General features: G+C 73.3%; 27 protein-coding genes. 11 read left to right on the forward strand and 16 right to left on the reverse strand.

Annotated features, from left to right (window positions below):
* The first annotated feature begins 47 nt into the window (after positions 1–47).
* Positions 48–923 (forward strand): HAD family hydrolase, encoded by an 876-nt coding sequence (locus GA0074694_RS03445; RefSeq protein WP_091452294.1) that lies wholly within the window; start codon positions 48–50, stop codon positions 921–923.
* 17 nt (positions 924–940) lie between these two features.
* Positions 941–2,065 (forward strand): hypothetical protein, encoded by a 1,125-nt coding sequence (locus GA0074694_RS03450; RefSeq protein ID WP_091452297.1) that lies wholly within the window; start codon positions 941–943, stop codon positions 2,063–2,065.
* Between the two features lie 5 nt (positions 2,066–2,070).
* Here the strand turns inward: GA0074694_RS03450 and GA0074694_RS03455 are convergent, their stop codons facing one another.
* The 6 genes from GA0074694_RS03455 to GA0074694_RS31360 form a co-directional block, all read right to left on the reverse strand.
* Positions 2,071–3,024, reverse strand: a complete 954-nt coding sequence (locus GA0074694_RS03455; RefSeq protein WP_091452300.1) for a hypothetical protein — start codon at positions 3,022–3,024, stop codon at positions 2,071–2,073.
* 94 nt (positions 3,025–3,118) lie between these two features.
* Positions 3,119–3,976: a lysophospholipid acyltransferase family protein gene (locus GA0074694_RS03460; protein WP_176737923.1), complete on the reverse strand. Its 858-nt coding sequence runs from the start codon at positions 3,974–3,976 to the stop codon at positions 3,119–3,121.
* A 116-nt stretch (positions 3,977–4,092) separates the two neighbouring features.
* On the reverse strand, positions 4,093–5,163 hold the full coding sequence (locus GA0074694_RS03465; protein WP_091458583.1) for an NAD-dependent epimerase/dehydratase family protein: 1,071 nt from the start codon (positions 5,161–5,163) through the stop codon (positions 4,093–4,095).
* 121 nt (positions 5,164–5,284) lie between these two features.
* Positions 5,285–5,386, reverse strand: a complete 102-nt coding sequence (locus GA0074694_RS03470) for a 30S ribosomal protein bS22 (protein WP_007465623.1) — start codon at positions 5,384–5,386, stop codon at positions 5,285–5,287.
* Between the two features lie 286 nt (positions 5,387–5,672).
* Positions 5,673–5,882: a helix-turn-helix domain-containing protein gene (locus tag GA0074694_RS03475; RefSeq protein ID WP_088981934.1), complete on the reverse strand. Its 210-nt coding sequence runs from the start codon at positions 5,880–5,882 to the stop codon at positions 5,673–5,675.
* Between the two features lie 367 nt (positions 5,883–6,249).
* Positions 6,250–7,578 carry a hypothetical protein gene (locus GA0074694_RS31360; protein WP_091452303.1) on the reverse strand — a complete coding sequence of 443 codons (1,329 nt, stop codon included), beginning with the start codon at positions 7,576–7,578 and terminating at the stop codon, positions 6,250–6,252.
* 82 nt (positions 7,579–7,660) lie between these two features.
* Here GA0074694_RS31360 and GA0074694_RS03485 point away from each other — a divergent pair, with 82 nt between their 5' ends.
* Entirely contained in the window at positions 7,661–8,074 is a 414-nt protein-coding gene (locus GA0074694_RS03485) for a PadR family transcriptional regulator (RefSeq protein ID WP_091452307.1), read from the forward strand.
* A 243-nt stretch (positions 8,075–8,317) separates the two neighbouring features.
* Here GA0074694_RS03485 and GA0074694_RS03490 read toward each other — a convergent pair whose 3' ends face one another.
* Complete coding sequence (locus tag GA0074694_RS03490; protein WP_091452311.1) at positions 8,318–9,238, reverse strand: proline dehydrogenase family protein; 921 nt, start codon at positions 9,236–9,238, stop codon at positions 8,318–8,320.
* A 136-nt stretch (positions 9,239–9,374) separates the two neighbouring features.
* On the opposite strand from GA0074694_RS03490, the gene GA0074694_RS03495 reads away from it, so the two are divergent.
* The 3 genes from GA0074694_RS03495 to GA0074694_RS03505 are packed head-to-tail and all read left to right on the forward strand — an operon-like array spanning position 9,375 to position 11,412.
* On the forward strand, positions 9,375–9,671 hold the full coding sequence (locus GA0074694_RS03495) for a hypothetical protein (protein ID WP_245714530.1): 297 nt from the start codon (positions 9,375–9,377) through the stop codon (positions 9,669–9,671).
* Between the two features lies 1 nt (position 9,672).
* Positions 9,673–10,839 (forward strand): glutathionylspermidine synthase family protein, encoded by a 1,167-nt coding sequence (locus GA0074694_RS03500; RefSeq protein WP_091452315.1) that lies wholly within the window; start codon positions 9,673–9,675, stop codon positions 10,837–10,839.
* A gap of 21 nt (positions 10,840–10,860) precedes the next feature.
* Positions 10,861–11,412 (forward strand): CGNR zinc finger domain-containing protein, encoded by a 552-nt coding sequence (locus GA0074694_RS03505; RefSeq protein ID WP_091452317.1) that lies wholly within the window; start codon positions 10,861–10,863, stop codon positions 11,410–11,412.
* A gap of 131 nt (positions 11,413–11,543) precedes the next feature.
* On the opposite strand, the gene GA0074694_RS03510 is transcribed toward GA0074694_RS03505, so the two are convergent.
* Positions 11,544–12,350, reverse strand: coding sequence for a sugar phosphate isomerase/epimerase family protein (locus GA0074694_RS03510; protein WP_176737762.1), 807 nt, complete (start codon positions 12,348–12,350; stop codon positions 11,544–11,546).
* 78 nt (positions 12,351–12,428) lie between these two features.
* Positions 12,429–13,373 carry a Ppx/GppA phosphatase family protein gene (locus GA0074694_RS03515; protein WP_091452320.1) on the reverse strand — a complete coding sequence of 315 codons (945 nt, stop codon included), beginning with the start codon at positions 13,371–13,373 and terminating at the stop codon, positions 12,429–12,431.
* 73 nt (positions 13,374–13,446) lie between these two features.
* Between GA0074694_RS03515 and GA0074694_RS03520 the strand changes: the two genes are divergently transcribed.
* Positions 13,447–14,244 carry a DUF3109 family protein gene (locus GA0074694_RS03520; RefSeq protein ID WP_091452323.1) on the forward strand — a complete coding sequence of 266 codons (798 nt, stop codon included), beginning with the start codon at positions 13,447–13,449 and terminating at the stop codon, positions 14,242–14,244.
* Positions 14,245–14,339: 95 nt separating this feature from the next.
* Here the strand turns inward: GA0074694_RS03520 and GA0074694_RS03525 are convergent, their stop codons facing one another.
* Positions 14,340–15,023 carry a response regulator transcription factor gene (locus tag GA0074694_RS03525; RefSeq protein WP_091452327.1) on the reverse strand — a complete coding sequence of 228 codons (684 nt, stop codon included), beginning with the start codon at positions 15,021–15,023 and terminating at the stop codon, positions 14,340–14,342.
* 23 nt (positions 15,024–15,046) lie between these two features.
* On the reverse strand, positions 15,047–16,360 hold the full coding sequence (locus GA0074694_RS03530; RefSeq protein WP_176737763.1) for a sensor histidine kinase: 1,314 nt from the start codon (positions 16,358–16,360) through the stop codon (positions 15,047–15,049).
* A gap of 200 nt (positions 16,361–16,560) precedes the next feature.
* On the opposite strand from GA0074694_RS03530, the gene phoU reads away from it, so the two are divergent.
* On the forward strand, positions 16,561–17,202 hold the full coding sequence (phoU, locus tag GA0074694_RS03535) for a phosphate signaling complex protein PhoU (RefSeq protein ID WP_091452330.1): 642 nt from the start codon (positions 16,561–16,563) through the stop codon (positions 17,200–17,202).
* A gap of 115 nt (positions 17,203–17,317) precedes the next feature.
* Here phoU and GA0074694_RS03540 read toward each other — a convergent pair whose 3' ends face one another.
* Complete coding sequence (locus GA0074694_RS03540) at positions 17,318–18,085, reverse strand: phosphoglyceromutase (protein ID WP_091452333.1); 768 nt, start codon at positions 18,083–18,085, stop codon at positions 17,318–17,320.
* Positions 18,086–18,239: 154 nt separating this feature from the next.
* Between GA0074694_RS03540 and GA0074694_RS03545 the strand changes: the two genes are divergently transcribed.
* Positions 18,240–19,565 carry an MDR family MFS transporter gene (locus tag GA0074694_RS03545; RefSeq protein ID WP_091452337.1) on the forward strand — a complete coding sequence of 442 codons (1,326 nt, stop codon included), beginning with the start codon at positions 18,240–18,242 and terminating at the stop codon, positions 19,563–19,565.
* 501 nt (positions 19,566–20,066) lie between these two features.
* Here the strand turns inward: GA0074694_RS03545 and GA0074694_RS03550 are convergent.
* The 3 genes from GA0074694_RS03550 to mshA form a co-directional block, all read right to left on the reverse strand.
* Entirely contained in the window at positions 20,067–20,789 is a 723-nt protein-coding gene (locus GA0074694_RS03550; protein ID WP_091452340.1) for a hypothetical protein, read from the reverse strand.
* Positions 20,790–20,913: 124 nt separating this feature from the next.
* Positions 20,914–21,444 carry a type III secretion system chaperone family protein gene (locus GA0074694_RS03555; RefSeq protein ID WP_091452344.1) on the reverse strand — a complete coding sequence of 177 codons (531 nt, stop codon included), beginning with the start codon at positions 21,442–21,444 and terminating at the stop codon, positions 20,914–20,916.
* 78 nt (positions 21,445–21,522) lie between these two features.
* Positions 21,523–22,887, reverse strand: coding sequence for a D-inositol-3-phosphate glycosyltransferase (gene mshA, locus GA0074694_RS03560; RefSeq protein WP_091452346.1), 1,365 nt, complete (start codon positions 22,885–22,887; stop codon positions 21,523–21,525).
* A 217-nt stretch (positions 22,888–23,104) separates the two neighbouring features.
* Between mshA and GA0074694_RS03565 the strand changes: the two genes are divergently transcribed.
* Complete coding sequence (locus GA0074694_RS03565) at positions 23,105–23,869, forward strand: SDR family oxidoreductase (protein WP_091458594.1); 765 nt, start codon at positions 23,105–23,107, stop codon at positions 23,867–23,869.
* Positions 23,869–24,654, forward strand: a complete 786-nt coding sequence (locus GA0074694_RS03570; RefSeq protein ID WP_091452349.1) for an SAM-dependent methyltransferase — start codon at positions 23,869–23,871, stop codon at positions 24,652–24,654. The genes GA0074694_RS03565 and GA0074694_RS03570 overlap by 1 nt, the downstream gene beginning before the upstream one ends.
* A gap of 120 nt (positions 24,655–24,774) precedes the next feature.
* Here GA0074694_RS03570 and GA0074694_RS03575 read toward each other — a convergent pair whose 3' ends face one another.
* Positions 24,775–25,866 (reverse strand): UDP-N-acetylmuramate dehydrogenase, encoded by a 1,092-nt coding sequence (locus GA0074694_RS03575; RefSeq protein WP_091452352.1) that lies wholly within the window; start codon positions 25,864–25,866, stop codon positions 24,775–24,777.
* Positions 25,867–25,920: the final 54 nt, after the last annotated feature.

Below are 25,920 nucleotides of genomic sequence, written 5' to 3' on the forward strand. Positions count from 1 at the left end.
CGCCGCACACCGCGCCGGCCGGTGCGTCGAGCGGAGGGAGTACCTGCGTGGCCCGGAGCCGAAAGGTGACCGTCAGTACGGACGCCCACGGGCACACCGCGGGTTGGGCTCCCACCGAGTTGGAGCCACCCGGTCGCCCCGAACCCGACCCGACCGCCGCGGCCTTCTTCGACGTCGACAACACGATGATGCAGGGCGCCTCGATCTACTGGTTCGCCCGGGGGCTCGCCGCCCGGAAGTACTTCACCGCCGGCGACCTGGCCCGGTTCGCCTGGCGGCAGCTCCGGTTCCGACTGCTCGCGACCGAGCACGCCGGGGACATGACGCACGCCAAGGAGGCCGCCCTCGCGTTCGTCGAGGGCTGGCGGGTGGACGACGTCGAACGGCTCACCGAGGAGATCTTCGACGAGCTGATGGCCCCACGGATCTGGGCCGGCACCCGCAAGCTGGCCCTGCGCCACCTCGACGAGGGAATGCGGGTCTGGCTGGTCAGTGCCGCGCCGGTGGAGATCGGCCGGGTGATCGCCACCCGGCTCGGCCTGACCGGGGCGATCGGCACGGTCGCCGAGATCGTCGACGGCGCGTACACCGGGCGGCTGGTCGGCGACCTGATGCACGGCGCAGCCAAGGCCGAGGCGGTCACCCAGCTCGCAGCCGTGGAGGGGCTGATCCTGTCGCGCTGTGTCGCCTACAGCGACTCCGCCAACGACCTGCCGATGCTCTCGGCGGTCGGACGGGCGGTCGCGGTCAACCCGGACGGGATGCTGCTGCGTACTGCCCGGGAGCGGGGCTGGGAGATCCGGGACTTCCGTACCGGCCGCCGGGCGGCCCGGATCGCCGTACCGTCGACGGCCGCCGCCGGGCTGCTGGCCGGGGCGGTCAGCGCCGGGGTGGCTCTGCACCGTCGGCGGCACCTCCGTTGACCCGGCGCCGGTGGCCGGTGGCGGTACGGCTGCCGGGCCCGGCCCGGCGCTACCGTCCCGGGCTGGCCGGGCTCGCCGTGGCCATCACCGCCGGCACCGCGCTGGTCACGCTGCCGCAGGCCGGTCCCCCACCCGCCGAACCGGCACCGCCGCCCGCCGGGGTGGAGCAGGAGTGGCCCCGGGCGGTACGGCGGGACCTGCCGGCCCGGCTCGCCGACGGCACGGCGTACAGCCCGGTCTGGTTCCTCGACCCGGCCACCTCGATCGGCACCGCGCCCAGCCCCGACGGACGTCACCTGCGACTGCTGCGGCGGTCCGCCGACGGCGTGGTCCGTCAACTGCGCCGGCTGCCCGAGTCCGGGAGCCCGCAGTACGCCGGGTTCACCGGCTCCGGAACGGTCGTGGCGTGGGCGGAGACCACCACCGGCCCGGACGGCCGGGGGCGGACCGAGCTGTGGACGGTGGAGCCGGGGTCGGACCGGCCGGCCCGGCGGGTGAGCACGGACGGCGGCGACGTCCTCTTCTTCAACTCCCGGCACGACCTGGTGATCGACTCGGGTCGGCTGCACTGGGTCGCGGCGGCCCCCGGCACCGCTCCGGCGACCGAGGTGCGCTCGGTGCCGTTGGCCGGCGGCCGGGTCGCGGTGCGAACCGAGCCGGGAGCCTGGACGCTGTCGGCGTGGCCGTGGCTGGTGAGCGCGGCGACCGGCGGCACCGGACCGGTGCGGCTGCGCCACCTCGTCGACGGTACGGAGCACACGGTGCCCGCCGGCCCGGAGGAGCTGCTCAGCTGCGGCCCGGTCTGGTGCCGGGCGCTGGTGCCGGTCGGGGCGGGGGCGGGCCGGCTGGACCTGTTCCGCCCGGACGGCCGGGACCGGCACCGGGTGGCCGGCGGGGACACCCATGCCGCACTGGTCGACGTGGCGGTGCGGGACCGTTTCGAGGTACTCCTGCGCACCGACCCGGCGGGAGCCCCCGGCGGTGGATCGCAGCTACGGCTGTACGACGTCACCCGGCGGCGGACGCTGGTGGTGGCCGACGGGGTGGATCTGGTGCTCTGCCGGGGCGACGTGCTCTGGTGGTCCGGTGGCGGGCGCGAGGCGACCGGCTGGCACACCCTGGACCTGCGCACCCTGACCTGAGCGGGTCAGACGTTCACGTGGAAGTGCACCGCGAAGTAGCCGGTGTTCGCCGTGGAGTTGGACGCCTCCACGCCGACCCACCCGTGGAACGTCCCGTTGTCGCCGATCACCTGGAGCTGCGGCTTGCGGTGCGACCCGCCGGTGTAGCAGGTGCTCGACGTCAGGCAGGTGCACCAGTGCTCGTAGAAGTTCCGCCGGCCCGATCCCGCGAGGTAGTAGCGGATCGGGGAGGAGGTCGCGCCGTTCGGGCAGGACGAGCAGGTGGTGGTCGGTGGGCTGAGCCAGCTCAGGCAGTTCCCGTTGCACCGGGCGAACGACCGGAGGTCCATCCCGCTGGGGCCGGCGGCACCGGTGCTGCCGCTGTAGCCGGCGTACCGGCCGGTGTACTGGGCCAGCGGGATGTTGCTGACCGGCGTGTACGCGTCGTTCGAGGCGGAGCTGCCGAAGCCCCAGCCGACGGTGACCCCGTAGTTGGAGCTGACGAAGTCGAGCCGGGCGAGGTCGCTGGCGGGCTGGCTGACCCGCCAGGTCTCCTGGACGTTCCCGCTCCAGGTGATGGTGAGGGTGTCACCGGAGTTGGTGTACGTGCCGGCGAGGGACTTCACGGTGGCACCGGGCTGGAACCCGGCGGCCGTACGCACCTCGCAGTCGTGGCCGGCGCAGCCGGTCGTCCGGACGCCCGTGCCGGCGGCCCCGACGGCGGTGGCCCGGTTCCAGTAGAAGAAGCTCTCGGTGACCGTGCCGTCGCCGAAGAAGTAGTAGGTGGCCAGCCGGACCCAGACCGGACCGGTGGCGGGCGCACCCTGGGCGGGGATGGCTCCGAGCGCGACGCTGTAGATACGTCGCCCGCCCGGGTAGTCGACGGCCTGCGCGGGTGCCGGCAGGAGAACCGCCCCCAGGAGCAGTGCGACAAGCGCTGCCGAGAGGCGCCGCCAGGTGGCTTTCCGTCGGTTGTCCATCCGCCACGTCCCTCCACCGTCGACCAGCCTGACGTAGCGTAACCGATCGATGTCAGCCGCGTGGTCCGGCGACGGGGGCGCCAGCGCTCGCGGGTCAGGGGCCGAACGGGTCGGGACGGCGTTCCAGGAGCTGGTGGAGGGTCTGCTGGATGGTCTCCCGGACCTGGTCGGCGAGGTTGAACACGACCAGCGGGTCGTCCGCCGAGTCGGTCAGGTGCGCGGTGGGGATCGGCGGGCAGAACTGGATCATCCACTTGCTCGGCAGCGGCACCAGGCCCAGCGGCCCCAGCCAGGGGAAGGTCGGGGTGACCGGGAAGTAGGGGAGCTTGAGCAGGCGCGCGAGCGGCTTGAGGTCGGCCAGCATCGGGTAGGTCTCCTCGGCGCCGACGATGGCCACCGGGACGATCGGCGTGCCGGTACGCAGCGCCGCCGAAACGAAGCCGCCCCGGCCGAAGCGTTGCAGCTTGTACCGGTCGGAGTAGAGCTTGCCGATGCCCTTGAACCCCTCCGGGAAGACGCCGACCAGCTCACCGTTGCGCAGCAGCCGCTCGGCGTCCGGGTTACAGGCGACCGTACCGCCGGACTTGCGGGCCACCTCGGAGACGACCGGCATCCGGAAGACCAGGTCCGCGCCGAGCAGCCGGAGGAACCGGCGCTCGGGGTGCTGGTCGTGCAGGGCCGCGGAGAGGATCAACGCGTCCAACGCGACGGTGCCGGAGTGGTTGCCGACCACCAGCCCGGCCCCGTCGACGGGTACGTGCTCCAGCCCGGTGACCTCGGTGCGGAACCAGTCCCGGTAGAGCACCCGCAGCAGCGGGTGGAAGACCGCCTCGGTGAGATCCGGGTCGAAGCCGAACTCGTCGATCTCGTAGTCGCCGGAGAGCCGGCGACGCAGGAAGGCCAGGCCCTGGGCGACCCGGCGGTCCCACTGGTCGAGCGGGCGGCCCGGCACGGCCGGGGGATCCGGGTGGTGGCCGTTGCGGCGGGCTGGTCGGGCCAGGTCGGTGGCGTCCGGCGGCTGGAACGGCCGCCCCACCGGCACGTCCCGCTCGGTCCCGTCGGGCCGGCTCACGACTGCTCCCGCACGGCCGCCCGGACCTGCCGGATGCCGGCGAGGACGGCCTGCTCGGCGGCGGCGAGCTGGTCACGGGTCACCACGACCCCACCGTGGTGGGCGCGGATGAAGTCGTCGAAGGCGGCAGCGGTGGAACGCGGGGTGAAGCCGTACTCCTCGACGAGCCGGCTGGTGTCGACCACCCGGCCGTGCACGAAGAGGTCGACCTGGTCGAGGCCGAGTCGGCCGTACCCGAGGGTACGGGCGAGCGCGACCGCCCCGGAGAGCCCGGGTTCCAGCACCGGCACCTCGAGCCGACCGGCCCGGCGGATCGCCTGCGAGAGCGAGAGCACGCCCGGACCGGCGACGTTGTAGGTGCCGGGATGGTCCTCGACGATCGAGCGGTGCAGCACCTCCAGCGCGTCGTCGAAGTGGAGGAACTGCAACCGGGGGTCCCGGCCGAGGACGGTGGGGACGACCGGCTGACGGAAGTACCGGGTCAGCGTGGTGTCGGCGGTGGAGCCGATGAACGGCGCGAAGCGCAGCACGGTCGCGGTGACGTCGGGGCGGCGACGGCGGAAGCCGCGGACGTACCCCTCGATGTCCAGGATGTCGCGGCCGAACCCGCCGCGCGGTACCTCGCGCGGCTCGGTCTCCTCGGTGAAGACGGCCGGATCACGGAAGGAGACCCCGTAGGCGGCGGTCGACGACCGGACGACGACCTTGCGCAGCCGGGACGCCCGCTGACAGGCGGCGAGGAGCTGCATGGTGCCGATGACGTTCTGTTCCTTCATCGCCGCCCGGCCGCCCTGCTGCCGGTCGGGGGCGCTGACCAGCGCGAGGTGGACCACCGCGTCGACCTCCAGGTCGACCAGGAGGTCTCCGACCGAGCCGGCGTCGACGCGCACCCGCTCGACCCGGTCGAGCAGGTCGGCCGGCTCCGCCGCACCGGGCGGGTCGACGCCGATCACCCGTTCGATCCGGGGGTCGGCGGCGAGCCGGGCGGCCACGTGTGCGCCGAGGTAGCGGCTGACCCCGGTCACGACGACGACCCCCGGAGCACCTGGGGTGCCACCGGGGGTCATGTCGCGCACCCTGCCCGGCAGGCCGGATCAGCGAGCCGGGACGTCCACGGCCTTCTCACCTGAGCCTCCGAGGGTCGACAGATGGCAAGTGGTGCCGGTGCCGGGTCACGCCCGGCACCGGTCACTTGCCGAGACGGCGACGCTGGACGCGGGTCTTGCGCAGCAGCTTGCGGTGCTTCTTCTTAGCCATGCGCTTGCGGCGCTTCTTGACCACCGAGCCCATACGACAGCCTTTCGATGCAACGTGCGGGGCGGACCGGAGGCACCACGAAATGGTGCTGGTACCGCTTGCGGACAACGGACCGGACCTGGTGGGTGGGCATCACGGCGCACCGCCGGGTGGTCACGGTCGGATCCAGGGTAGCCGGAGACCATCAGCAGGACCAACGCGCCCCCGTCGATGGCCGTCACCACGCGCTCCGGGAAGCGCCGGACGTCGCTGCGGCCCGCGCCGTCGTACCGCTTCCGGCGGACGACCGTCGGGCCGCCGCGGCTCCCGCCGCCGATCGTCAGGCCGTCTCGGAGAACGCTCCACGCAGGTACTCGTGCACCGCGTGTTCGGGCACCCGGAACGACCGTCCGACCCGCACGGCGGTCAGCTCACCGCTGTGCACGAGCCGGTAGACCGTCATCTTCGACACCCGCATGACCGCCGCCACCTCGGCGACGGTGAGGAACTTGACCTCCGACAGCCGTCCGTCGGACTGCGACCCGGCCATGGCTCACCGACCCATCCCATGCCCAGCGCGGCCTGCGACGGGTTCGTCCCGCCACCAGGGCAACGCGCGTGTTACCAGTACGGTAACGGGACGGCTGTGACCGGCGCGATCCCTTCGCGCATTTGATCTTGCGTTGGGCACGCTTCCGTCCCTGGTGAGCTGCGGCGGAAGGCGCCCGGTGGCTCCGGTGGCGCCACCGGGGCCACCGGGCGGGCGCCCCGGGCCGCTTGCGGACACGGTCCGGGGCTCCGCACTGGGAGCGTGCACAGTGTCTCAGACCCGGCCGGTGGCCTGGACGGCGGTCGATCATGACCGTCCGCCCCCGCGGTGAGCTGGGGCCGGAAACGCCGACGGCGCGGGCAACCGGTCAAGCGGCCACGGCCCGCACCCGCGCGACGCACTCGTCGTGCAGCTCCGACCACGGCTCCCCGTACACCGTGCGGGCAGCCTCCGCCACCGGCCGGCGGTCGTGCACCACCGCCGCGAAGAAAGCCAGCAGACGCTGACCGCCGTACCGGTCTACCAGGTACCGGACCGCCAGGTAACCGACGCCGTAGCTGGCCGCGACCCGGTCGGCGGGAGCGTCGTCGGCAGGCGCGAGCGTGTCGAGCCGGCCGTCCCAGCCGCCCCCGACCAGCAGCCGCCGGACGTCGTCCAGCCCGGCGTACCGGCCCACCGGACGGCCACCCGCGCCGGCCAGCTCGGCCATCCCCTCCACCAGCCACCAGGCGTGCCGGCCGGACCAGCCCCCGGCGGGGAGCGAGGCGGCGTGGGTCAACTCGTGGCGGAGCAGGTCGGCGACGCCGCCCGTCCGCAACGCGTCCGCGTTCAGCACCACCTCGTGGTGTCCGCCGCCCACGGTCACCACGTACCCGCCGGTCCACGCCGGCCGGCCGCCGCCGTACCAACGCCGCCACTCGTCCCGGCCGGCGTAGAAGATCCGGTACCGGTCCGGCCGGATGCCGTTCACGGCGTACCCGTCGGCGACCGCCGCGGCCGCCTCGGCCTCGGCGAGCAACCCGGGCAGACGGGCCCGCAGACCGACGGTGGTGGCCACCACCGTGCGCGGACCGACGGCGCTGACCAGCTCGCTGACCTCCCATGGCCGGGTACCGGTCTCGGCGGACACGGAGGGCTCGACGGCGACCAGGCGGGGCCCGTCGGGTGCCTCCCGCCACCGGGTGGCGGCCAGCACCGGGCTGGGGGTGCAGTCGGGCACGACCAGGCAGTACCGGTAGGTGACCAGTTGCCGCCACTGGCCCGGCTGGCCGGGTGCCGGGGCCGGCTGGCCGGGTGCCGGGGCCGGCTGGCCGGGTGCCGGGGCCGGCTGACCGCTCGGCTCGGCCCGCCAGACGGCGACCCGCAACGCGCGCAGGGAGGCGAACCGTCGGGTGAGGTCGGCCCGTGCGGCCGGGTCGGCGACCGCGAGGAAGGCATCCCGGTCGCCGCGCAACAGTGCCCCGGACTGCCGCTCGAGCTGGGTGTCGATCGCGGCGGCCAGCCGGGCGACCGGGCCGCTCGCCGGACCGCCGGGACGCGGCACCCTCTCGCCGGCCGACCGGTCCGCCGTCTCCCGGACCACCGCCGCCACCAACGCCGCAGGCAGGAGGCAGCCCAACGCCACGGCCACCACGGCGACGGCCGCCCAGAGGAGCCCGCGCCGCCTCCGCCGCAACCCGTGCCGCTCGTCCTCCACGGCGGGAGAGTACGCCGTTCGGCTGTCCGGACTGCCGTTTGCGCCGGCTGGTCAGGGCTTCCGACTTACCTAGACTCCGGTCATGGCTCCCACCGGCCCCCGGCTCACCCCGCAGACGGTCGAGGTGCTGCGGCTGTTCCTCGCCGCGCCGGACCAGCCCCGGTACGGCCGGGACATCGCCCGCCAGACACGGCTGAAGACCGGCACACTGCACCCGATCCTGGCCCGGTTGGAGCTGGCCGGCTGGGTGGAGAGCTTCTGGGAGGACCCGGCCGCGCACGAGGCCCAGGGCCGGCCGCGCCGCCGGTACTACCGGCTCACCCCCGACGGGGTACGGGTGGCCCGCGCGGCCGTCGCCGGCCCGTCGGGTGACGCGGGCCCCGAGGCGACCCCGCCCGCCCTGCACCCGAATCCCGGTTCCAGCCGCACGACCGGGGTGCCGGGCTCCGGTCAAGAGTTACCGGGCCACATTGGCAGCAGGCGAAAGAATAGCTGATAACTAGACCGGTCAATGTCTAGCTAGGTAGGTTTCCAGGGAGCGCTCGCCGGCCGGACACGTCGGCCGGGTCCCGGCCGGTCGGCCGCCGGACCCTGCCGGCCGCCCGGCCCGTCGACCCGCCGGAGAACGGGGGCGGTGGGTCGGGCGGGCGCCCCCACCCGGGCCCCACCGGGCGCCCGGTGGGTCGCGGGCCGGCGGACGACGGGTCTCCGCCGGCCCGCGCCACGCCCGCCGGCCCGGTCACTTCCGGGAGAGCAGGGCGCGACCGAAGAAGGCGAGGTTGGCCGGGCGCTCGGCGAGCCGCCGCATGAGGTAGCCGTACCACTGGTCGCCGTAGGGCACGTACGTCCGAACGGTGTACCCGGCGGCGACCAGCCGGGTCTGCTCATCGGGCCGGATGCCGTAGAGCATCTGGAACTCGAAGCTGTCCGGCCCCCGGTCGAACCAGCGCGCCCGGTCCTCCCCGATCCCGATCAGGCGGGGGTCGTGGGTGGCGAGCATCAGGTAGCCGTCGCCGGACATCAGCACGTTCATGCAGCGCACGTAGGAGCGGTCCACGTCCCGGGCCGACTGGTACGCCACCGACTCCGGCTCCCGGTACGCGCCCTTGCAGAGCCGGACCCGGGAACCGGCGGTGGCCAGGTCCCGGCAGTCCGCCTCGGTCCGCCGCAGGTACGCCTGGAGCACCGCCCCGGTGCCGGGGTGGTCCTTGCGGAGCTTGGACAGGATGTCCAACGTCGAATCGGTGGTGGTGTGCTCCTCCATGTCCAGGGTGACCCTGGTGCCCGCCTCGTCGGCGGCGACACAGATGGCCCGCGCGTGGTCGTAGGCGAGCTGCTCGTCGAACTTCTGGCCGAGAGCGGAGAGCTTCACGCTGACCTCGGCGGCCGGGGTGAGCCCGCCGTCGCGCAGCCCCCCCAGCAGGGCGAGGTACTCGTCCCGGGCGGCGTTGGCCTGCTCGGGGTTGACGGTGTCCTCGCCCAGGTAGTCGAGGGTGACCGTGAGGCCGTCGGCGACGAGCCCGCGGGTTGCGCGCAACGCGTCGTCGGTACCGGCGCCGGCGACGAACCGGCGGACGACGTCCCGCGTGTAGGGAGCCGTCTCGACGAGCCGCTCGACCCGGGATGACCGGGCGGCGGCGAGGATGACCGAACGGAGCATGAGCCGAGCGTAACGCCCGGACCGGAAGCCGCGCCGGGCAGCGGCCACCTCGGCCAGCGGTCTGCTTTGCCCTGAAAACGCCCTCGGAAAAAGCGATGACCAGGGCCGATCCTCTGCACGACCGGGTGACGACGCGGTGGCGACCATCGGCTACAACGAACGGGTGGAAAACCGCTCCCCTCGCCGGCTCCGGTCGGCCACCGTGCAACTCGGCACGCTCACCGTGCTCGCGCTGGCCCTCTCCGGGTGCAACATGACCTCGGACGACGACGATGACGACTGCGCCCTCGGCCCGAGCGGCGGAGGCGGCACGGTGGCGCTGGCCCTCCAGAAGCCCGCCCCGGTCACCGGGGCGACCGCCCCGGAGCCGGTCGCGGGCGCCGTCCCGGAGCGCGGCGGCTTTGGCACCCACCTGGCCGACTGCGGCGGTTGACGTGCGCCGGGAGACCCGCGCGCCCCGGCCCGGCTGGTGGGAGACGATCCGCGAGCAGGGGCTGGTCTACGCCGAGACCGAGCTGCCCGACGGCGAACTCATGTCGTACTGGGACGAGACCGCGGCGTACGCCTTCGACCTGGCCGAGGTGCTCCGGCTGGAGGAGGCGACCGAGGAGCTGCACCGGATGTCGGTCGCCACCGCCGAGCACGTGGTGGCCCGCCACCGGTACGCCGACTTCGGCATCCCGGCGTGGGCGGCCGAGGCGGTGGCCCGGTCGCTGCGCGAGCGACCGCCCAGCCTCTACGGCCGGTTCGACCTCTGGTACGACGGCTCCTGGCCGCCGAAGTTGCTGGAGTACAACGCCGACACCCCCACCAGCCTGGTCGAGGCGGGCATCATCCAGTGGTACTGGCTGGAGCAGACCCGGCCCGACCTGGACCAGTGGAACAGCCTGCACGAACGGCTGGTGGGCGCCTGGCACCGGATCGGGCGGGGCCTGCACGACCCCACCGTGCACGTGTTCTGGTCGCGGGAGGAGGACTCCGGCGAGGACCAGATGACCGCCGGCTACCTCGCCGAGTGTGCCCGGCAGGCCGGGCTCAAGGCCGAGCTGATGCCGATCCAGGAGATCGGCTGGGACGGCCGCCGCTTCGTCGACCGGTTCGACCGGCCGATCACCACCTGTTTCAAGCTCTACCCCTGGGAGTGGATGGTCGCCGAGCCGTACGGGCGGCTCGCCCTGGAGCCGGGCACGCCGACCACCTGGATCGAGCCCGCCTGGAAGCTGCTGCTCTCCAACAAGGCGCTGCTGGCCGTCCTCTGGGAGCTGTACCCCGGGCACGAGCTGCTGCTCCCGGCGTACCTCGACTCGCCCCGGGGGATGGACGAGTACGTGGTCAAGCCCCTGCTCGGCCGGGAGGGTGGGTCGGTCCGGATCGTCACGGCCGGCGGTGCCGAGATCAGCAACCCGGGCATCTACGGCGACGAGGGCTGGTGCTACCAGGAGTTCCGGGCACTGCCGGAGTTCGCCGGAAACCGGGTGGTGCTGGGCAGCTGGATCGTCGACGGCGAGTCGGCCGGCGCGGGCATCCGGGAGAGCGAGAGCCTGATCACCGACGGCTACGCCCGGTTCCTGCCCCACTACATCGATGCGCCACGCACCTGACGAGTCGTCTACCGTTGGGGGGTGAACTTCGACGCGTACGCCCGGAACGGCGTTGACCTCGTCAACGCCCGCCTGGACGACCTCGACGACCTGCAATCCCTGCTCCCCGGTGACGACGCGGGGCTGCGCGAAGAGATCACGGAACGGGATCTGGCGACCTTCCGCCGGGCACGGAAACGGCTGCGTGGTGTCTTCGAGTACGGCGCCTCCGGCCAGGACGCCGAGGCCGTCGCCGAGCTGAACGCCCTGCTGGAGACGTACCCGGTGCACCCGCACATCTCCGGGCACGATTCCAGCGACTGGCACATGCACCCGGCGAGCCGGGGCGCCTCGGTCGCCGTCGACTACCTGGCCGGCGCGGTCTGGGGGCTGGCGGTGTGGCTCTGCGAATACGGCAGCGCCCGGTTCGGAGTCTGCGCCGACGAGCGGTGCGGCAACGTGTACCTGGACACGTCGTCCAACTGCTGCCGGCGGTTCTGCTCGGAGCGCTGCGCCACCCGGTCCCACGTGGCCGCCCACCGGGCCCGCAAGCGCGCCGCCACCGTCGAGCAGCCCCTCACGCCGGTCAGCTGACCCGCCACGTCCAGGTCCGGCGTGCCCAGGCCCGGCGTGCCCAGGCCCGGCGTGCCCAGACCCGGCGTGCCCAGACCCCGCGGACACGGCTACGCGGCGCGGCTCAGCCGGCTCGGGCGCGGCCGGCTGAGTCAGGCGTCGACCGGAGAGGGGGCGGCGAGGTGCTGGCGGGCGAAGTCGAGGGCGGCACGCAGGTCGGCCTCGCGGACCGCGCGACTCTTCGCGCCCCGGGTGGCCACCTCCACCGCCACCGAACCGGTGAAGCCCCGGCCGGCCAGCGAGGAGAGCAGCCCGGCGCAGGGCTGGGTGCCGCGCCCCGGCACCAGGTGCTCGTCGCGCCCCTCGCCGGTGCCGTCGCCGAGGTGGACGTGGGCCAGCCGGTCACCCATCCGGTCGGCCATCGCCAGCGCGTCGGTGTGCGAGGCGGCGCAGTGCGACAGGTCGAGGGTGTACGCGTCGTACCCCGTGTCGGTCGGGTCCCAGCCGGGCAGGTACGGCACGAACTGCCGTCCCGCCATCCGCACCGGGTACATGTTCTCCACCGCGAACCGCAGCCCGCCGTGCCGTTGGCCGATCTCCGCGATGCCGTCGGCGAAGCCCCGGGCGTAGTCGCGCTGCCAGGTGAAGGGTGGGTGGACGACCACGGTCGGGGCTTCCAGGCTCTCGGCCAGCTCGGCCGCCTTCCGTAGCCGCTCCCACGGGTCGGGGCTCCACACCCGCTGGGTGACCAGGAGGCAGGGCGCGTGCACCGACAGGACCGGCACGCCGTAGTGCGCCGCGAGACCGCGCAGCGCACCGGCGTCCTGGCTGACGGCATCCGTCCAGACCATCACCTCGACGCCGTCGTAGCCGAGCGCCGCAGCCAACTGGAACGCCGCCGCGGTCGGCTCGGGGAAGACCGAGGAGCTGGAGAGGAGCACCGGGACGCGGGAAGTCACGTCAACCAGGGTAGCCCGCGCCGACGGCGGCATCGTGACGAGCAGTCGCAAATCACTCGTAACATTCCAAGTCCGAAATTACACTGACTCGAGCTGATCCAGCCGGCGGAGGATGACCCCCTCCCGCAGCGCCCAGGGGCAGACGTCCAGGGCCTCGACGTCCAGCCGGCGGAGCACCGCCTCGGCCACCACCGCCCCGGCCAGGAGCTGGTGCGAACGGCCGGCGCTGACCCCCTCCACACCGGCGAGCTGAACCGGCGGGATGTGCCGGATGAAGGTGAGCACCTGGCGCAGCCCGGTACGGGTGAGCCGACGGGGTGCCCAGAGACCGGCGCTGGACGGGGCCGCCCCGGCCAGCCGGGCCAGGGTCCGGAACGTCTTGGAGGTGGCGACCGGCCGTTCCCAACCCACCCGCGTCATCTGCTCGACCACCGGGTCCAGCATCGTGTCGACGTACTCCCGCAGCTCGTCGACGACCTCGGGCGAGGGCGGGGTGGCGGTGCTCGGGTCGACTCCGAGCCGCTCACGGGTCAGCCGACCCGCGCCGAGCGGCAGGGACACCGCCACGTCCGGGTCCTCGTCGATCCCGGCGGCCACCTCCAGCGAGCCGCCGCCGATGTCCAGCACCAGCAGCCGGCCGGCGGACCAGCCGAACCACCGCCGCACCGCCAGGAAGGTCAGCCGCGCCTCGTCCGCCCCGGCCAGCACCTCCAGGCGTACGCCGGCCTCGTCCCGGACCCGGGCCAGCACCTCGGTGGCGTTGGTGGCGTCGCGGACGGCGGAGGTGGCGAAGGCGATCAGGTCGTCGGTGGCCAGGTCGGCGGTCGCCTGGCGCGCCGCCTCGACCGCCTCGACCAGCGCGTCCGCCCCGGCCCGGGTCAGCGCCCCGTCCGGCCCGAGCTGCTCGGCGAGGCGGAGCACCACCTTCTCGGAGTGCGCCGGCCACGGGTGGGCACCGCGGTGCGCGTCCACCACCAACAGGTGGACCGTGTTGGAACCGACGTCGAGGACACCCAGTCGCATGGTGATGACCCTAAAGCCCGTACGCGGACGCGGCTCGCCAGCCGGCTGGCCGCACCCGGCGTAGGCTGGCCGGATGGAGATCCGAGTCCTGGTGGACGACCCGGTGGACCCCCGCAGCCGGGAGGTGCCGCTGGATTTCCCCCGTGAGTGGATCGAGTTCGTCGACCCGGCCGACGACCGGCACGTCGTCCGTGCGGACCTGACCTGGCTGCTCTCCCGCTGGACGTGTGTCTTCGGCCGGGGCTGTCACGGCATCGTCGCCGGTCGGGCCGCGGACGGATGCTGCTCGCACGGCGCGTTCTTCACCGACGCCGACGACGAGAAGCGGGTGCGGGCCGCCGCGAAGCGGCTGACGCCGCAGACCTGGCAGCACCACCGGCGCGGGTTCAAGAACTGGACCGAGGTGGACACCATCGACGGCGACAACCCGGCCCGGCGGACCGCCACCCGGAGCGTCGACGGCCCGTGCGTCTTCCTCAACGACGCCGACTTCCCGGCCGGGGGCGGGTGCGCGCTGCACGCCCAGGCGCTGCGGGACGGGGCGCATCCGCTGGAGTACAAGCCGGACGTCTGCTGGCAGCTGCCGATCCGGCGGGACCAGGAGTGGAGCAAGCGGCCGGACAACACCAAGGTGCTGGTGACCACGCTGGCCGAGTTCGACCGGCGGGGCTGGGGCTCCGGCGGGCACGACCTGGACTGGTGGTGCACCTCGTCGCCGGAGGCACACGTCGGCGGCGAGCCGATGTACCTGTCGTACGGGCCGGAGCTGACCGCGCTGATCGGCGAGCCCGCATACGTGAGGCTCGCCGAACTGTGCGCGGCACGCCATCGGCAGGGCCTGGTCGCCCCCCACCCGGCCAGCCCGGCCTGAGCGCTGCTGAGGTGGTAGCAGGGGTCCCCTGTTACCGCTTTTTGAGGAGCAGGGGACCCCTGCTACCACTCCTGCTGCCACCTCACCCGTTCCGTCTACGGCTCGAACTTGTAGCCGAGGCCACGCACCGTGATGATGTAGCGCGGCGCGGACGGCTCCGGCTCGACCTTCGAGCGCAGCCGCTTGACGTGCACGTCGAGGGTCTTGGTGTCGCCGACGTAGTCCGCGCCCCAGACCCGGTCGATCAACTGGCCCCGGGTGAGCACCCGGCCGGCGTTACGCAGCAGCAGCTCCAGCAGCTCGAACTCCTTGAGCGGCAGCTGCACCGGCGCACCGTCGACGGTCACCACGTGCCGTTCGATGTCCATCCGGACCGGGCCGGCGGCCAGCGTCGGCCCACCGGGCTCGGCGGCCTCGACGCTCTGCCGCCGCAGCACCGCCCGGATCCGGGCGACCAGCTCCCGGGGCGAGTACGGCTTGGTGACGTAGTCGTCCGCCCCGATCTCCAGGCCGACCACCTTGTCGATCTCGCTGTCCCGGGCGGTGACCATGATGATCGGCACGTGGGACCGCTGGCGGAGCTGACGGCACACCTCCGTACCGGACATCTCCGGGAGCATCAGGTCGAGCAGGACGATGTCCGCGCCCGTCCGGTCGAACTCGGTGAGGGCGGACGTCCCGGTCGCGGCGACCGACACCTCGAAGCCCTCCTTCCGGAGCATGTACGACAGGGCGTCGGAGAAGGACTCCTCGTCCTCGACCACCAGAACGCGGCTCACCAGGGGTTTTCCTTTCGGTACGGTCAGACCTGCCGGAGCTCGGCCGGGCCGGCCTCGATCTCAGCGGACTGGAGTGTCGCCGCCAGGTCGTCCGGCGGACGGGCGGGCAGCCGGAGGGTGAACGTCGAGCCACCACCAAGAGTGCTCGACACCTCGACCCGTCCGCCATGGTTGCTGGCGATGTGCTTGACGATGGCCAGACCCAGGCCGGTGCCACCGGTGGAGCGGGAACGGGCCTGGTCGGCACGGTAGAACCGTTCGAAGATCCGGTCCACGTCGGTCGGGGCGATACCGATGCCCTGGTCCGCGACAGCGATCTGGACGTGCTCGTCGCCGCTACCGACCGTGACGGTGACCGTGGTGTCCTCGCCGGAGTAGATGATCGCGTTCTCCACCAGGTTCGCCACGGCCGTGGCGATCTGGTTGTCGTTGCCGTACACGGTCAGGCCCCGCTCGCCCGCGACGGCGACGGCCACCCGGCGGGCGGCGGCCGTGGTACGCGTCCGGTCGAGCACCTCGGCGACGACCCAGTCCACCGCCACCGGTTCGGGGGCGGGCTGCGGCTCGGCGCCCTGCAACCGGGTCAGCTCCAGCAGCTCCTGCACCAGCCGCCCCAGTCGGGTCGACTCGTGCTGGATCCGTTCGGCGAACCGGCGGGCGGCCGCCACGTCCGCCGAACGGTCGGCGTCGGTCGGACCGGCCGCTCCGGCGATGCTCGGTCCAGCCGGTTCGGTGGCGTCCAGCAGGGCCTCGGCGAGCAGTTGCAGCGCGCCGATCGGGGTCTTCAGCTCGTGGCTGACGTTGGCCACGAAGTCGCGGCGGACCCGGGCGAGGCGGTGCGACTCGGTCACGTCGACGGCCTCGACGGCCACGTGACCACCGCCGATGCCCATCGCCCGCAGGTGCACCCCGAGCGGGTCCGGTCCGACGTTGTGGCGACCCCGGGGCAGGTCGAGCTCGATTTCGCGGCGCACGCCGGTGCGCCGCACCTGCCCCGCCAGGGTACGGATCAACGGGTGGGCCGCCATCGATCCTGGGGTGGTACCGGTCCGGAGCAGCCCCATCGCCCGGGCCGCCGGGTTGACCAGCACCGGCTGGTCGTCGGCGTCGAGCACGACCACGCCGGCCCGGAGCGAGTCGATCGTTCTCCGGCCGAGCCCGGAGAGGCCTGCCTGCTGGTCGTCGGGCATCGCGGTCCTCCCTGCCGTGTTCCACCCGGGTCCTGCGGCGCCCGTGCGCGGGGCGCGCGGCCGAAGGGCGTACCGGGCCAGCAGGAGCCCGATGACCAGCCCGATCACCAGGGCCAGCACCGCGCCGACCGTCGTTGCCCAGTCCACCCGGCGATCGTAGGGTCACTGTTCACCTGGCAACCGTGCAGAATGGGGCGAATCACTCTCACTTCCGGGAGTGTTCACCGTCCTGACGGTGGACGTTCACCGAGGTTCACCTCGGCTCCGCCTCCCCGGCCCTACGGTTGGCCGCACCCACCCGCGCCGCCGCGACCGCAGGGGCGGCATCAGACCACAGGGACGTGACGATGCGTGACGAGTTCCGCGCCGACCTGCAGAGCGTCGGCCAGCTGCTCGTGGACATGGCCGAGGGAATCCGCGCCGCCATGCGGCAGGCCACCCGGGCGCTGCTCACCGCCGACCGGAGGGCCGCCGAGGTCGTGATCGTGCGGGACGCCGAGATCGACGGTCTCTACCGGGACGTCGAGGAGCGGGTCTGCGAGTTGCTCGCCCGGCAGGCCCCGGTCGCCTCGGACCTGCGCGCGGTGATCACCGCGCTGCACGTCGCAGCCGACCTGGAACGGATGGGTGACCTCGCCGACCACGTCGCCAAGACCGCGCTGCGGCGGCACCCCTCCCCCGCCGTTCCCGCCGAACTGCGACCGATCTTCACCGACATGGCCGAGATCGCGGACCGGATGGCCGGGAAGATCGGCTCGGTGCTGGCGGACCCGGACGCGGACCTCGCCGCCGAACTGGACCGCGACGACGACGCCATGGACGACCTGCACCGCAGCCTCTTCGGGGTGCTGCTCGACGATGCCTGGCCGTACGGGGTCGAGACGGCGATCGACGCCACGCTGCTGGGCCGGTTCTACGAGCGCTTCGCCGACCACGCGGTGAACGCCGGCGAGCACGTGGTCTACCTGGTCACCGGCGAGACGGTCTGAGCACCGCCCGCCCCGGGTGGTTGCAGGGGCCCCCTGCTACCCAAAAAGCGGTAACAAGGGACCCCTGCTACCACCCAGGCGAGCGGCGTCGAGCGGGGTCGAGCTGCGGGAGCGGTCAGCGGCCCTGGTTGGCGACAGCCGCAGCGGCGTCCCTGGCGGCGGTCGGGTCGAGATAGGTGCCACCCAGCGTGAGCGGACGCAGCTGCGGGTCGAGGTCGTAGCGCAGCGGGATCCCGGTGGGGATGTTCAGCTTGGCGATCGCCTCGTCGGAGACCTGGTCCAGGTGCTTGACCAGGGCGCGCAGCGAGTTGCCGTGCGCCGCCACCAGCACCGTCCGGCCGGCGAGGATGTCCGGCACGATCGAGTCGTACCAGTACGGCAGCATGCGCTCGACGACGTCCTTGAGGCACTCGGTGCGCGGCATCAGCTCGGTGGGCAGCAGCGCGTACCGGGGGTCGCCAACCTGCGACCACTCGTCGGCGTCGTCGATCGGCGGCGGCGGGGTGTCGTACGAGCGGCGCCAGAGCATGAACTGCTCCTCGCCGTACTCGTCGAGGGTCTGCTTCTTGTTCTTGCCCTGGAGGGCGCCGTAGTGGCGCTCGTTGAGCCGCCACGACCGACGCGTCGCGATCCAGTGCCGGTCGGCGGCGTGCAGCGCCAGCTCGGCGGTACGGATCGCCCGGCGCAGCAGGCTGGTGTGCACGACGTCGGGGAGCAGGCCGTGCTCGCGCAGCAGCTCGCCGCCGCGGCGCGCCTCGGCCTCACCCTTGGCGGTGAGGTCGACGTCGACCCAGCCGGTGAAGAGGTTCTTGGCGTTCCAGTCGCTCTCGCCGTGCCGCAGCAGGACCAGCGTCCCGACCGTGGGCCCTTCGCTCGCAGTCATGGGGATCATCCTGCCCGAACCGTGGGCCGGACACGCGGCGGGAGGCGGTGACGACCACCACGTGGAAAAGCGGATGACCTGCGCGGGGACGCGGGACTAGGTTGCGTAAGGCACCACAGAGGGAACGGTCATTACGAAATCGGGGGGCGCGAGCGTGCGGACGGTACGGGGCTGGTTCCGGGAGACGACCGGCGGCCTACCCGCCACCTTCTGGTATCTCTGGGCCGGCACCCTGATCAACCGGCTCGGTTCGTTCGTCCTGATCTTCCTCGCGATCTACCTGACCCAGGAGCGCGGCTTCTCCGAACTCCAGGCCGGCCTGGTGCTGGGGCTCTGGGGTGTGGGTGGCGCGGTCGGCACGACCATCGGCGGGATGCTCACCGACCGTTGGGGGCGTAAGCCGACCCTGCTCACCGCCCACGTCGGCGCGGCCAGCATGATGCTGGCGCTGGGCTTCGCCCGCCCGCTGTGGGCGATGGCCACCGGGGCACTCCTGCTCGGCCTCTTCGCCGAGGCCTCCCGGCCGGCCTTCGGGGCGATGATGATCGACGTGGTGCCGGAGCGGGACCGGCTACGCGCCTTCTCGCTCAACTACTGGGCCATCAACCTCGGCTTCGCCAGCGCCGCCGTGCTCGCCGGGCTCGCCGCCGAGGTCGACTACCTGCTGCTCTTCGTGGTCGACGCCGCCACCACGCTGACCACCGCCCTGGTCATCTTCGTCAAGGTACGGGAGACCCGGCAGCCGAGCGTGGCCGTGCCCAGCAACGGCGCGACCGTGTCCCGAGGTGCCCTGCGCACCATCCTCACCGACCGGATCTACCTCGGCTTCGTGGCGCTCAACCTGCTCAGCGCACTGGTCTTCCTCCAGCACATCTCGATGCTGCCGATCGCCATGGGCGAGGACGGCCTCTCCACCTCGACGTACGGGTCGGTGATCGCGCTCAACGGCGTCCTGATCGTGGCGGGGCAGCTCTTCGTCCCCCGGCTGATCCGGGGTCGCAGCCGCTCCCACGTGCTCGCCCTCGCCTCGGTCGTGATGGCCGTCGGCTTCGGGCTGACCGCCTTCGCCGAAGCGGCCTGGTTCTACGGGCTCACCGTGCTGATCTGGACGCTCGGCGAGATGCTCAACTCCCCGTCGAACTCCACGCTGATCGCCGAACTCTCCCCGGCCGAGCTGCGCGGCCGCTACCAGGGCGTGTTCTCGCTCTCCTGGCAGATCGCCGGGGCCGCTGCGCCGATCCTCGGCGGCCTGGTCCGGCAGGAGGCGGGCAACGTCACGCTCTGGCTGGGCTGCGCCGCGATCGGCGGGGTCACCGCCGCCGCCCACCTGCTCTCCGGGCCGGCCCGGGAACGCCGGGCCGTCGCGTTGCGCCCGCCGGCCGTCACGCCGGCCGAGCCGGCCACTCTCCTCGTGCCACCCGCCCCGCAGGCCGCGGAGGCGGCGGCGACCGCCCCGGCCGAACCCTCCACCGCCCGCTGACCGGGACCGCAGGACCGCCTCCGCGCGGTCGGACCGGCCGGACCGCCTCCGCGGGGTCGGACCGGCTGGACCGCCGCCTTGACCGCCTCCGCGGGGCCTGAAGCGCTGGACCGCCTCCGCGGGGTCGGCTGGACCCGGCGGGGCCCCGGACGCGACAGCGGGCGTCCAGCCCGACCTGGTCGGATTGAACGCCCGCGTGGTCACCCGGCGGCGGCGGGCGACACTCACCCCCGTAAGCGTCGCCCGCTCGCGCCGCCGGTTCAACAGGTGGACGCCGTCCCCCAACGGCGTTGCTCCACCCGTCCCCTACGTCACACCTGGTGCGCGGATCTGCTCGATCCGCCGCTCCCCCGAACGTTTCCAAGCGTGGCGTAGGGCAATAAAGCTAGTTGGGTCAGTTTCCGAAGACAACCGTTTCCGACTGTCTCACCGGTCACAGCCGGTTACCTGACTCCACCGTTGACAACATCGGCATACCCGCCCCGCATTCCGGTAAACGAGTCACGCGTCTTCCCGATCGGGTGACTCGGTCCGGAAGAAGTTGCTGGGTCGGCCGTCCCGCAACTGTTCCTGGTAGATGAGGTTGAGCCGCCGCTCGTCGAAGGTCCGGAACCACTCGTTCCAGGTGATCTGGCGCAGCCGCCGGCTCTCCCGGTAGCCGGGGAAGTCGAACGTCAGCACCCCGGCCCGACCGTCGCGCTCTGTACCGGCGATGGTGGCCGGCTTCGCTCCGCGCGCCCGCGCCCAACGCTGGATCACCTCGTGGTTGGCGGTGACCAGACTGCGCCCGGGGCGCTCCGGCCGGTCCGCGGTCGACTCGATCAGCTGGGACGACCGGACCGACCGGGACGAGGCCCGTCCGGTACGGGTCGCCGCGCGGGTCGGCGTCGCCGCCGCCCGCGTCGTCCGTTCCGGCCCGCCCTGCTTGGCGCGGGTGGACGCGGCCCGTGCCGGCGCGCTCCGCCGGCCGCCCGTGGCCGCCCGTCCGGACGGCCCGGTGCTCCGCTTGCCGGCGCCGCCGCTCCGCTCCGCCTTCACCAGCGCCTGCACGAGTTCCGGCTTGCGCAGCCGGGAGATACCCGAGACCCCGTACGCCCGCAGCCGCTTGCGGATCTCGTCCACCCGGAGCTGCGCGACATCCGACGCGGCGGTCTGCCGACCCCCCGCCCGTCGCCTCGTCGTCGTCGCGGCCCCCCCGCGACCAGAGCTGTTCCGCTGAGCCATGGGATGCTCACGCTCCTCGACAGTCCGTCATCGCGGTGGGTCCCCGTGCCGCACCGCGGTGCGGCATACCCGTCAGACCGGATCCGAACCGCCGGACCTGCGCCCTGGTGGAGCGACCTCGCCGTCAGCCGCCGGCGGGGGGTAACGGTTCACCGGTGCTGGCGGACGGGGCGAAGAGGTGCGCGAACGCGTCGAGGTTCCGGGTCGATTCGCCCCGCTTGACCCGCCACTCCCACTCCCGGCGGATCGCCGTGCCGAAGCCGATCTCCAGCATCGTGTCGAACGACTCGTCCGCGTAGGTCAGCACCGCGCCGAGGAGCCGGTCCAGCTCGTCGGCGTCCAGCCCGGCGAGGTTGACCCGGCCGGTCAGGTACACGTCGCCGACGGTGTCGATGGAGAAGGACACCCCGTACATGCGGGCGTTGCGTTGCAGCAGCCAGGCCCAGAGTTCCTCGCGCCGCTCGTCCGGCTGGCGCATCACGAACGCCTCGACGCGCAGCGCGTGGTCGCCCACGATGAGGTTGCAGATCGTCTTCAGCTTGTGGGTGCCGGGCAGGGTGACCGCGTACGACGCGGGGCCGGTCGCCTCGTACTCCAGCTCCCGTTCCGCGCAGTACGCCTCGATCAGGGCGGCAACCTCGCTCTTCGCGCTCATCGACCCCACTCTACGACCGCAGCTCCGGCACCGCCCCGTTCACCGCCCGGCCCCTCCGGTCCACCGGGGGACGGCGGGTCAGCCGCAGGAGAACACCGCCGAGTCGGCGGCCAGCTCGGAGGTGAGCCGGTCCCGGTAGTCGGCGATCGTCTCCCGGTAGACGGCGAGGAGCCCGTGCACCGTCCGGTCCCAGGAGAAGTGCGCGGCGTGTCGTACCGCGCCCCGGGCCAGCGCCGTCAGCCGGGGCCGGTCCGGCAGCAGCTGGCCGAACGTACCGGCCCAGGCGGCGGGGTCGTGGCCGTCGACCAGCACCCCGCTGACCTGGTCGCGGACCGCGGTCACCAGACCGCCGACGGCCGCCGCCACCACCGGCGTACCGCAGGCCTGCGCCTCCAAAGCCACCAGGCCGAAAGACTCGTTGTACGACGGCACCGCGACCAGGTCGGCGGCCCGGTACAGGGCCGGCATATCGTCCCCGGTGCGCGGCGGCAGGAAGCGGACCCGGTCGGTGACCCCGAGGGTGGCGGCCAGCTCGATCAACGAGGTGGGCCGGTCCAGGCCACTGCCGCTGGGGCCGCCCACGATGGCCACGGTCACCTGGTCGGCGAGGAACGGATCGCGGGCGCGCAACGCGGCGACCGCGCGCACCAGCACGTCCGGCGCCTTCAACGGTTGGATCCGGCCGACGAAGGCGACCACGTACCCCTCCGTGGGCAGGCCGAGCCGGAGCCGGGCGGCGCGCCGGGCGAGGGCCGGGTCGCCCGTGGCGGGGCGGAACCGGTCCAGGTCGACGCCGGGTTCTACCACGGTGACCCGGGCCGGTGCGGCGTCGTACCGGTCGATCAGGTCACCGGCCTCGACCCGGGTGTTGGCGACCAGTCGGTCCGCCTCCGCGACGACCTGTTCCTCGCCGATCACCCGGGCCTTCGGTTCGGGCCGGTCCCCGGCGGCGAGCTGGGCGTTCTTCACCTTGGCCAGGGTGTGCGCGGTGTGCACCAGCGGCACCCCCCAGCGCTCCTTGGCCAGCCAGCCGACCTGCCCCGAGAGCCAGTAGTGGGAGTGGATGAGGTCGTACCAGCCGGGCGGACGGGCCGCCTCGGCACGCAGCACCCCGGCGGTGAAGGCGCAGAGCTGGCCGGGAAGCTCCTCCTTGGTGAGCCCCCCCAGCGGACCGGACGTGACGTGCCGGACGTGCACCCCGGGCGCCATCTCGACCACCGGTGGCAGGTCGCCGGAGGTGGCCCGGGTGAAGATGTCGACCTCGACACCGGCGGCGGCGAGCCGGCGGGCGACCTCCACGACGTAGACGTTCATCCCGCCCGCGTCACCGGTGCCCGGTTGGTGCAGCGGTGAGGTGTGTACGGAGATCGTGGCGATACGCCGGGGCCGGGGCCACGGACGGGCACCGCGCTGACGACCGACACCGGTGTGCATCTCCGCCACGTCCGCTCCCTCAACCCACGGTGAATGCCGTCCGCACTACCGGCGCTTCTCGCATCAACCCGCACGCCGGATCCCATCTTCCCGATCAGCGTCGGGAAATGTGTCGTGGCGGTCGGCGAGCGTGACGGACCTCATCGGTGACGGAGGTCATCCCGACACCGCCGGGCGGATCCGGGCCGCGCGGGGCGCGCGGCGGATCGGGGACGACAATGGCCTGATGACCCCTGTCGCCATCGTCACCGGAGCGTCGAGCGGGATCGGCGCGGCCACCGCCCGCCGCCTCGCCACCGAGGGCTTCCACGTGCTCGCCGCCGCCCGGCGGACCGACCGGCTGGCCGACCTGGTCGCCGACATCGCCGCCGCGGGCGGTTCGGCCACCGCCGTCGCCTGCGACGTGACCTCCGACGAGTCGGTCGCCGGGTTGGCCTCCGCCGCCGAGCGGGGCCCCGGGCCGGTCACCCTGCTGGTCAACAACGCCGGGGGCGCCCGGGGGCTCGACCCGGTGGAGTCCGGCTCGGTCGGCGACTGGCAGTGGATGTACGACGTGAACGTGCTCGGCACGCTCCGCGTGACGCAGGCGGTCCTACCCGCCCTGGAGTCCTCCGGGGGCGGCACCATCGTCATCGTCAGCTCCACCGCCGGGCTCGGCGTCTACGAGGGTGGGGGCGGCTACACCGCGGCGAAGCACGCCCAGACCGCGGTCGCCGGAACACTCCGGCTGGAACTCTGCGGCCGGCCGATCCGGGTGATCGAGATCGATCCCGGCATGGTACGGACCGACGAGTTCTCCCTCGTCCGGTTCGACGGCGACACCGAGCGCGCGGCGGCGGTCTACGCCGGCGTGGCCGAGCCGTTGGTCGCCGAGGACGTCGCGGACTGCATCGCCTGGTGCGCCACCCGCCCCCGGCACGTCAACGTGGACCGCCTGGTGGTCCGGCCGCTGGCGCAGGCCGCCCAGCACAAGGTGCACCGGGTGGTCTAGTGACGCAGCGGCCCCAGGGCGTGGTCACCCGGGGAACGACCAACCCGAACCGGCTCCGCCGGGTGGACAACTGGATCGTCGCGACCTGCGGTGACCGGCTCCGCTCGGCGGCCGACCCGCTGGTGGTCGACCTGGGTTACGGCGCGGCACCGGTCACCGCCGTGGAACTGCGGGCCCGGCTGGCGGCCGGCGTCCGCTCCGACGTACGGCTGGTCGGCCTGGAGATCGACCCGGCCCGGGTGGCCGCCGCCGCGCCCGCCGCCGACCCGCCCCGGCTCACCTTCGCCCGGGGCGGGTTCGAGCTGGCCGGACTCCGACCCGCCCTGGTCCGCGCGTTCAACGTGCTCCGCCAGTACGACGAACGCGACGTCGCCGCCGCCTGGCGGACGATGACCGCCGCGCTCGCCCCGGGCGGGTTGCTGGTCGAGGGGACCTGCGACGAGCTGGGCCGGCTCGGCGGCTGGGTGCTGCTCGACGCCGACGGCCCACGCTCGCTCACCCTGGCCGCCCGGCTGGGCACCCTGGACACCCCGGCCACCCTGGCGGAGCGGCTGCCCAAGGCGCTGATCCACCGCAACGTCCCCGGTGAACGGGTGCACGATCTGCTCCGGGCGCTCGACGACGGTTGGCGGGCGGCGGCGGCGTACGCCCCCTTCGGCCCCCGGCAGCGCTGGACGCGGACGGTGGCCGGGCTGCGGGAGGCGGGCTGGCCGCTGCTCGACCGTCCCCGCCGCTGGCGACTCGGCGAACTCACCGTCCCGTGGTCCGCCGTTGCTCCCCGCTGACAGCCTCCCGCCGGGTGGTTGCAGGGGACCCCTGCTCATCAGAAAGCGGTAACAAGGGTCCCCTGCTACCACCTCGGAGCACCTCGATCGGACCCGGCGCACCTCGACCCGTCGGCCTCGTCAGACGGTGCAGTTCACCAGGACGGGTTCCGGGTGCAGGGTGACGCCGAAGCGGTCGTGCACCCCGTCCCGGATTTCCCGCGCCAGCTCGATCAGGGCGGCGGCGCGGGCCGTGCCGGACCGGTTGGTGAGCGCCAGGGTGTGCTTGCCGGAGATGGCGACCCCCTCCGGCCCAGGGTGCCCCTTGGCGAAGCCGGCCTTGTCGATGAGCCAGGCGGCGCTGACCTTGACCACGTCCCCCGCGCCGGGCCAGGACGGCGGCTCGCCGAGGTCGGCGGCGCGCTCGCGGAGCATCTCGTACGCGGCGCGGTCGAGCACCGGGTTGGTGAAGAAGGAGCCCACCGAGCGGGTGTCCGGGTCGGCCGGGTCGAGCACCATGCCCTTGCCGGCCCGCAGCCGGCGAACCGTGTCCCGGGCGTCGGCCAGCGGCACCCGGTCGCCGACCTCGACACCGAGGGCCCGGGCCAGTTCGGCGTAGCGGACCGGGGTGGACAGCGGCGAGCGGTGCAGCCGGAAGTCGACCGAGAGCACCACCCAGCGGTCGCTGTACCGGAAGACACTGGACCGGTACGCGAACCCACAGTCGGAAGCGTCGATCCGACCGAGGCTGCCGTCGTGGCGGTCGTACACCTGGACGCCGGTGACCGTCTCGGCGACCTCCTGGCCGTACGCGCCGACGTTCTGGATCGGGGTGGCGCCGGCCGAGCCGGGGATGCCGGAGAGGCACTCCACCCCGGACCAACCGTTGGCGACCGTGGTGGCGACCAGGTCGTCCCAGGGCTCGCCGGCCTCGACCCGGACCGTCACCGTGTCGGCGTCCTCGGCGACGATCCGGAAGCCCCGGGAGCGGACGAGGACGACGGTGCCGGCGAACCCGACGTCGCCGATCACCACGTTGCTGCCGCCCGCGAGGAGGAGCACCGGCTCGTCACGTCGGCGCGCCTCCTGGACCCTCTGTACGATCTCCTCGGCGCTGGCAGCGGTCACGAGCCGATCCGCCGCCCCACCGAGCCGCAGGGTGGTGTATCTCGCCAGGGAACGGTCGTCGGCGGAATCGGTGTCGGCTGTCGGCTGGGCGTAGACGTCTGGCACGCCTTTCACCCTAGGCTGGGGAACAACCGTGACACGGCACAGGTGCCACGGTCA

The organism is Micromonospora inyonensis (genome assembly GCF_900091415.1).
Taxonomy (GTDB): domain Bacteria; phylum Actinomycetota; class Actinomycetes; order Mycobacteriales; family Micromonosporaceae; genus Micromonospora; species Micromonospora inyonensis.

Excerpts from the sequence above, each read along its gene's own strand:
- GA0074694_RS03455 (WP_091452300.1), bottom strand. The coding sequence starts at position 3,024 with ATGGACAACCGACGGAAAGCCACCTGGCGGCGCCTCTCGGCAGCGCTT.
- GA0074694_RS03465 (WP_091458583.1), bottom strand. The coding sequence starts at position 5,163 with ATGACCCCCGGTGGCACCCCAGGTGCTCCGGGGGTCGTCGTCGTGACC.
- GA0074694_RS03470 (WP_007465623.1), bottom strand. The coding sequence starts at position 5,386 with ATGGGCTCGGTGGTCAAGAAGCGCCGCAAGCGCATGGCTAAGAAGAAG.
- GA0074694_RS03475 (WP_088981934.1), bottom strand. The coding sequence starts at position 5,882 with ATGGCCGGGTCGCAGTCCGACGGACGGCTGTCGGAGGTCAAGTTCCTC.
- GA0074694_RS03485 (WP_091452307.1), top strand. The coding sequence starts at position 7,661 with ATGGCTCCCACCGGCCCCCGGCTCACCCCGCAGACGGTCGAGGTGCTG.
- GA0074694_RS03490 (WP_091452311.1), bottom strand. The coding sequence starts at position 9,238 with ATGCTCCGTTCGGTCATCCTCGCCGCCGCCCGGTCATCCCGGGTCGAG.
- GA0074694_RS03515 (WP_091452320.1), bottom strand. The coding sequence starts at position 13,373 with ATGCGACTGGGTGTCCTCGACGTCGGTTCCAACACGGTCCACCTGTTG.
- GA0074694_RS03520 (WP_091452323.1), top strand. The coding sequence starts at position 13,447 with ATGGAGATCCGAGTCCTGGTGGACGACCCGGTGGACCCCCGCAGCCGG.
- phoU (WP_091452330.1), top strand. The coding sequence starts at position 16,561 with ATGCGTGACGAGTTCCGCGCCGACCTGCAGAGCGTCGGCCAGCTGCTC.
- GA0074694_RS03540 (WP_091452333.1), bottom strand. The coding sequence starts at position 18,085 with ATGACTGCGAGCGAAGGGCCCACGGTCGGGACGCTGGTCCTGCTGCGG.
- GA0074694_RS03550 (WP_091452340.1), bottom strand. The coding sequence starts at position 20,789 with ATGGCTCAGCGGAACAGCTCTGGTCGCGGGGGGGCCGCGACGACGACG.
- GA0074694_RS03555 (WP_091452344.1), bottom strand. The coding sequence starts at position 21,444 with ATGAGCGCGAAGAGCGAGGTTGCCGCCCTGATCGAGGCGTACTGCGCG.
- GA0074694_RS03565 (WP_091458594.1), top strand. The coding sequence starts at position 23,105 with ATGACCCCTGTCGCCATCGTCACCGGAGCGTCGAGCGGGATCGGCGCG.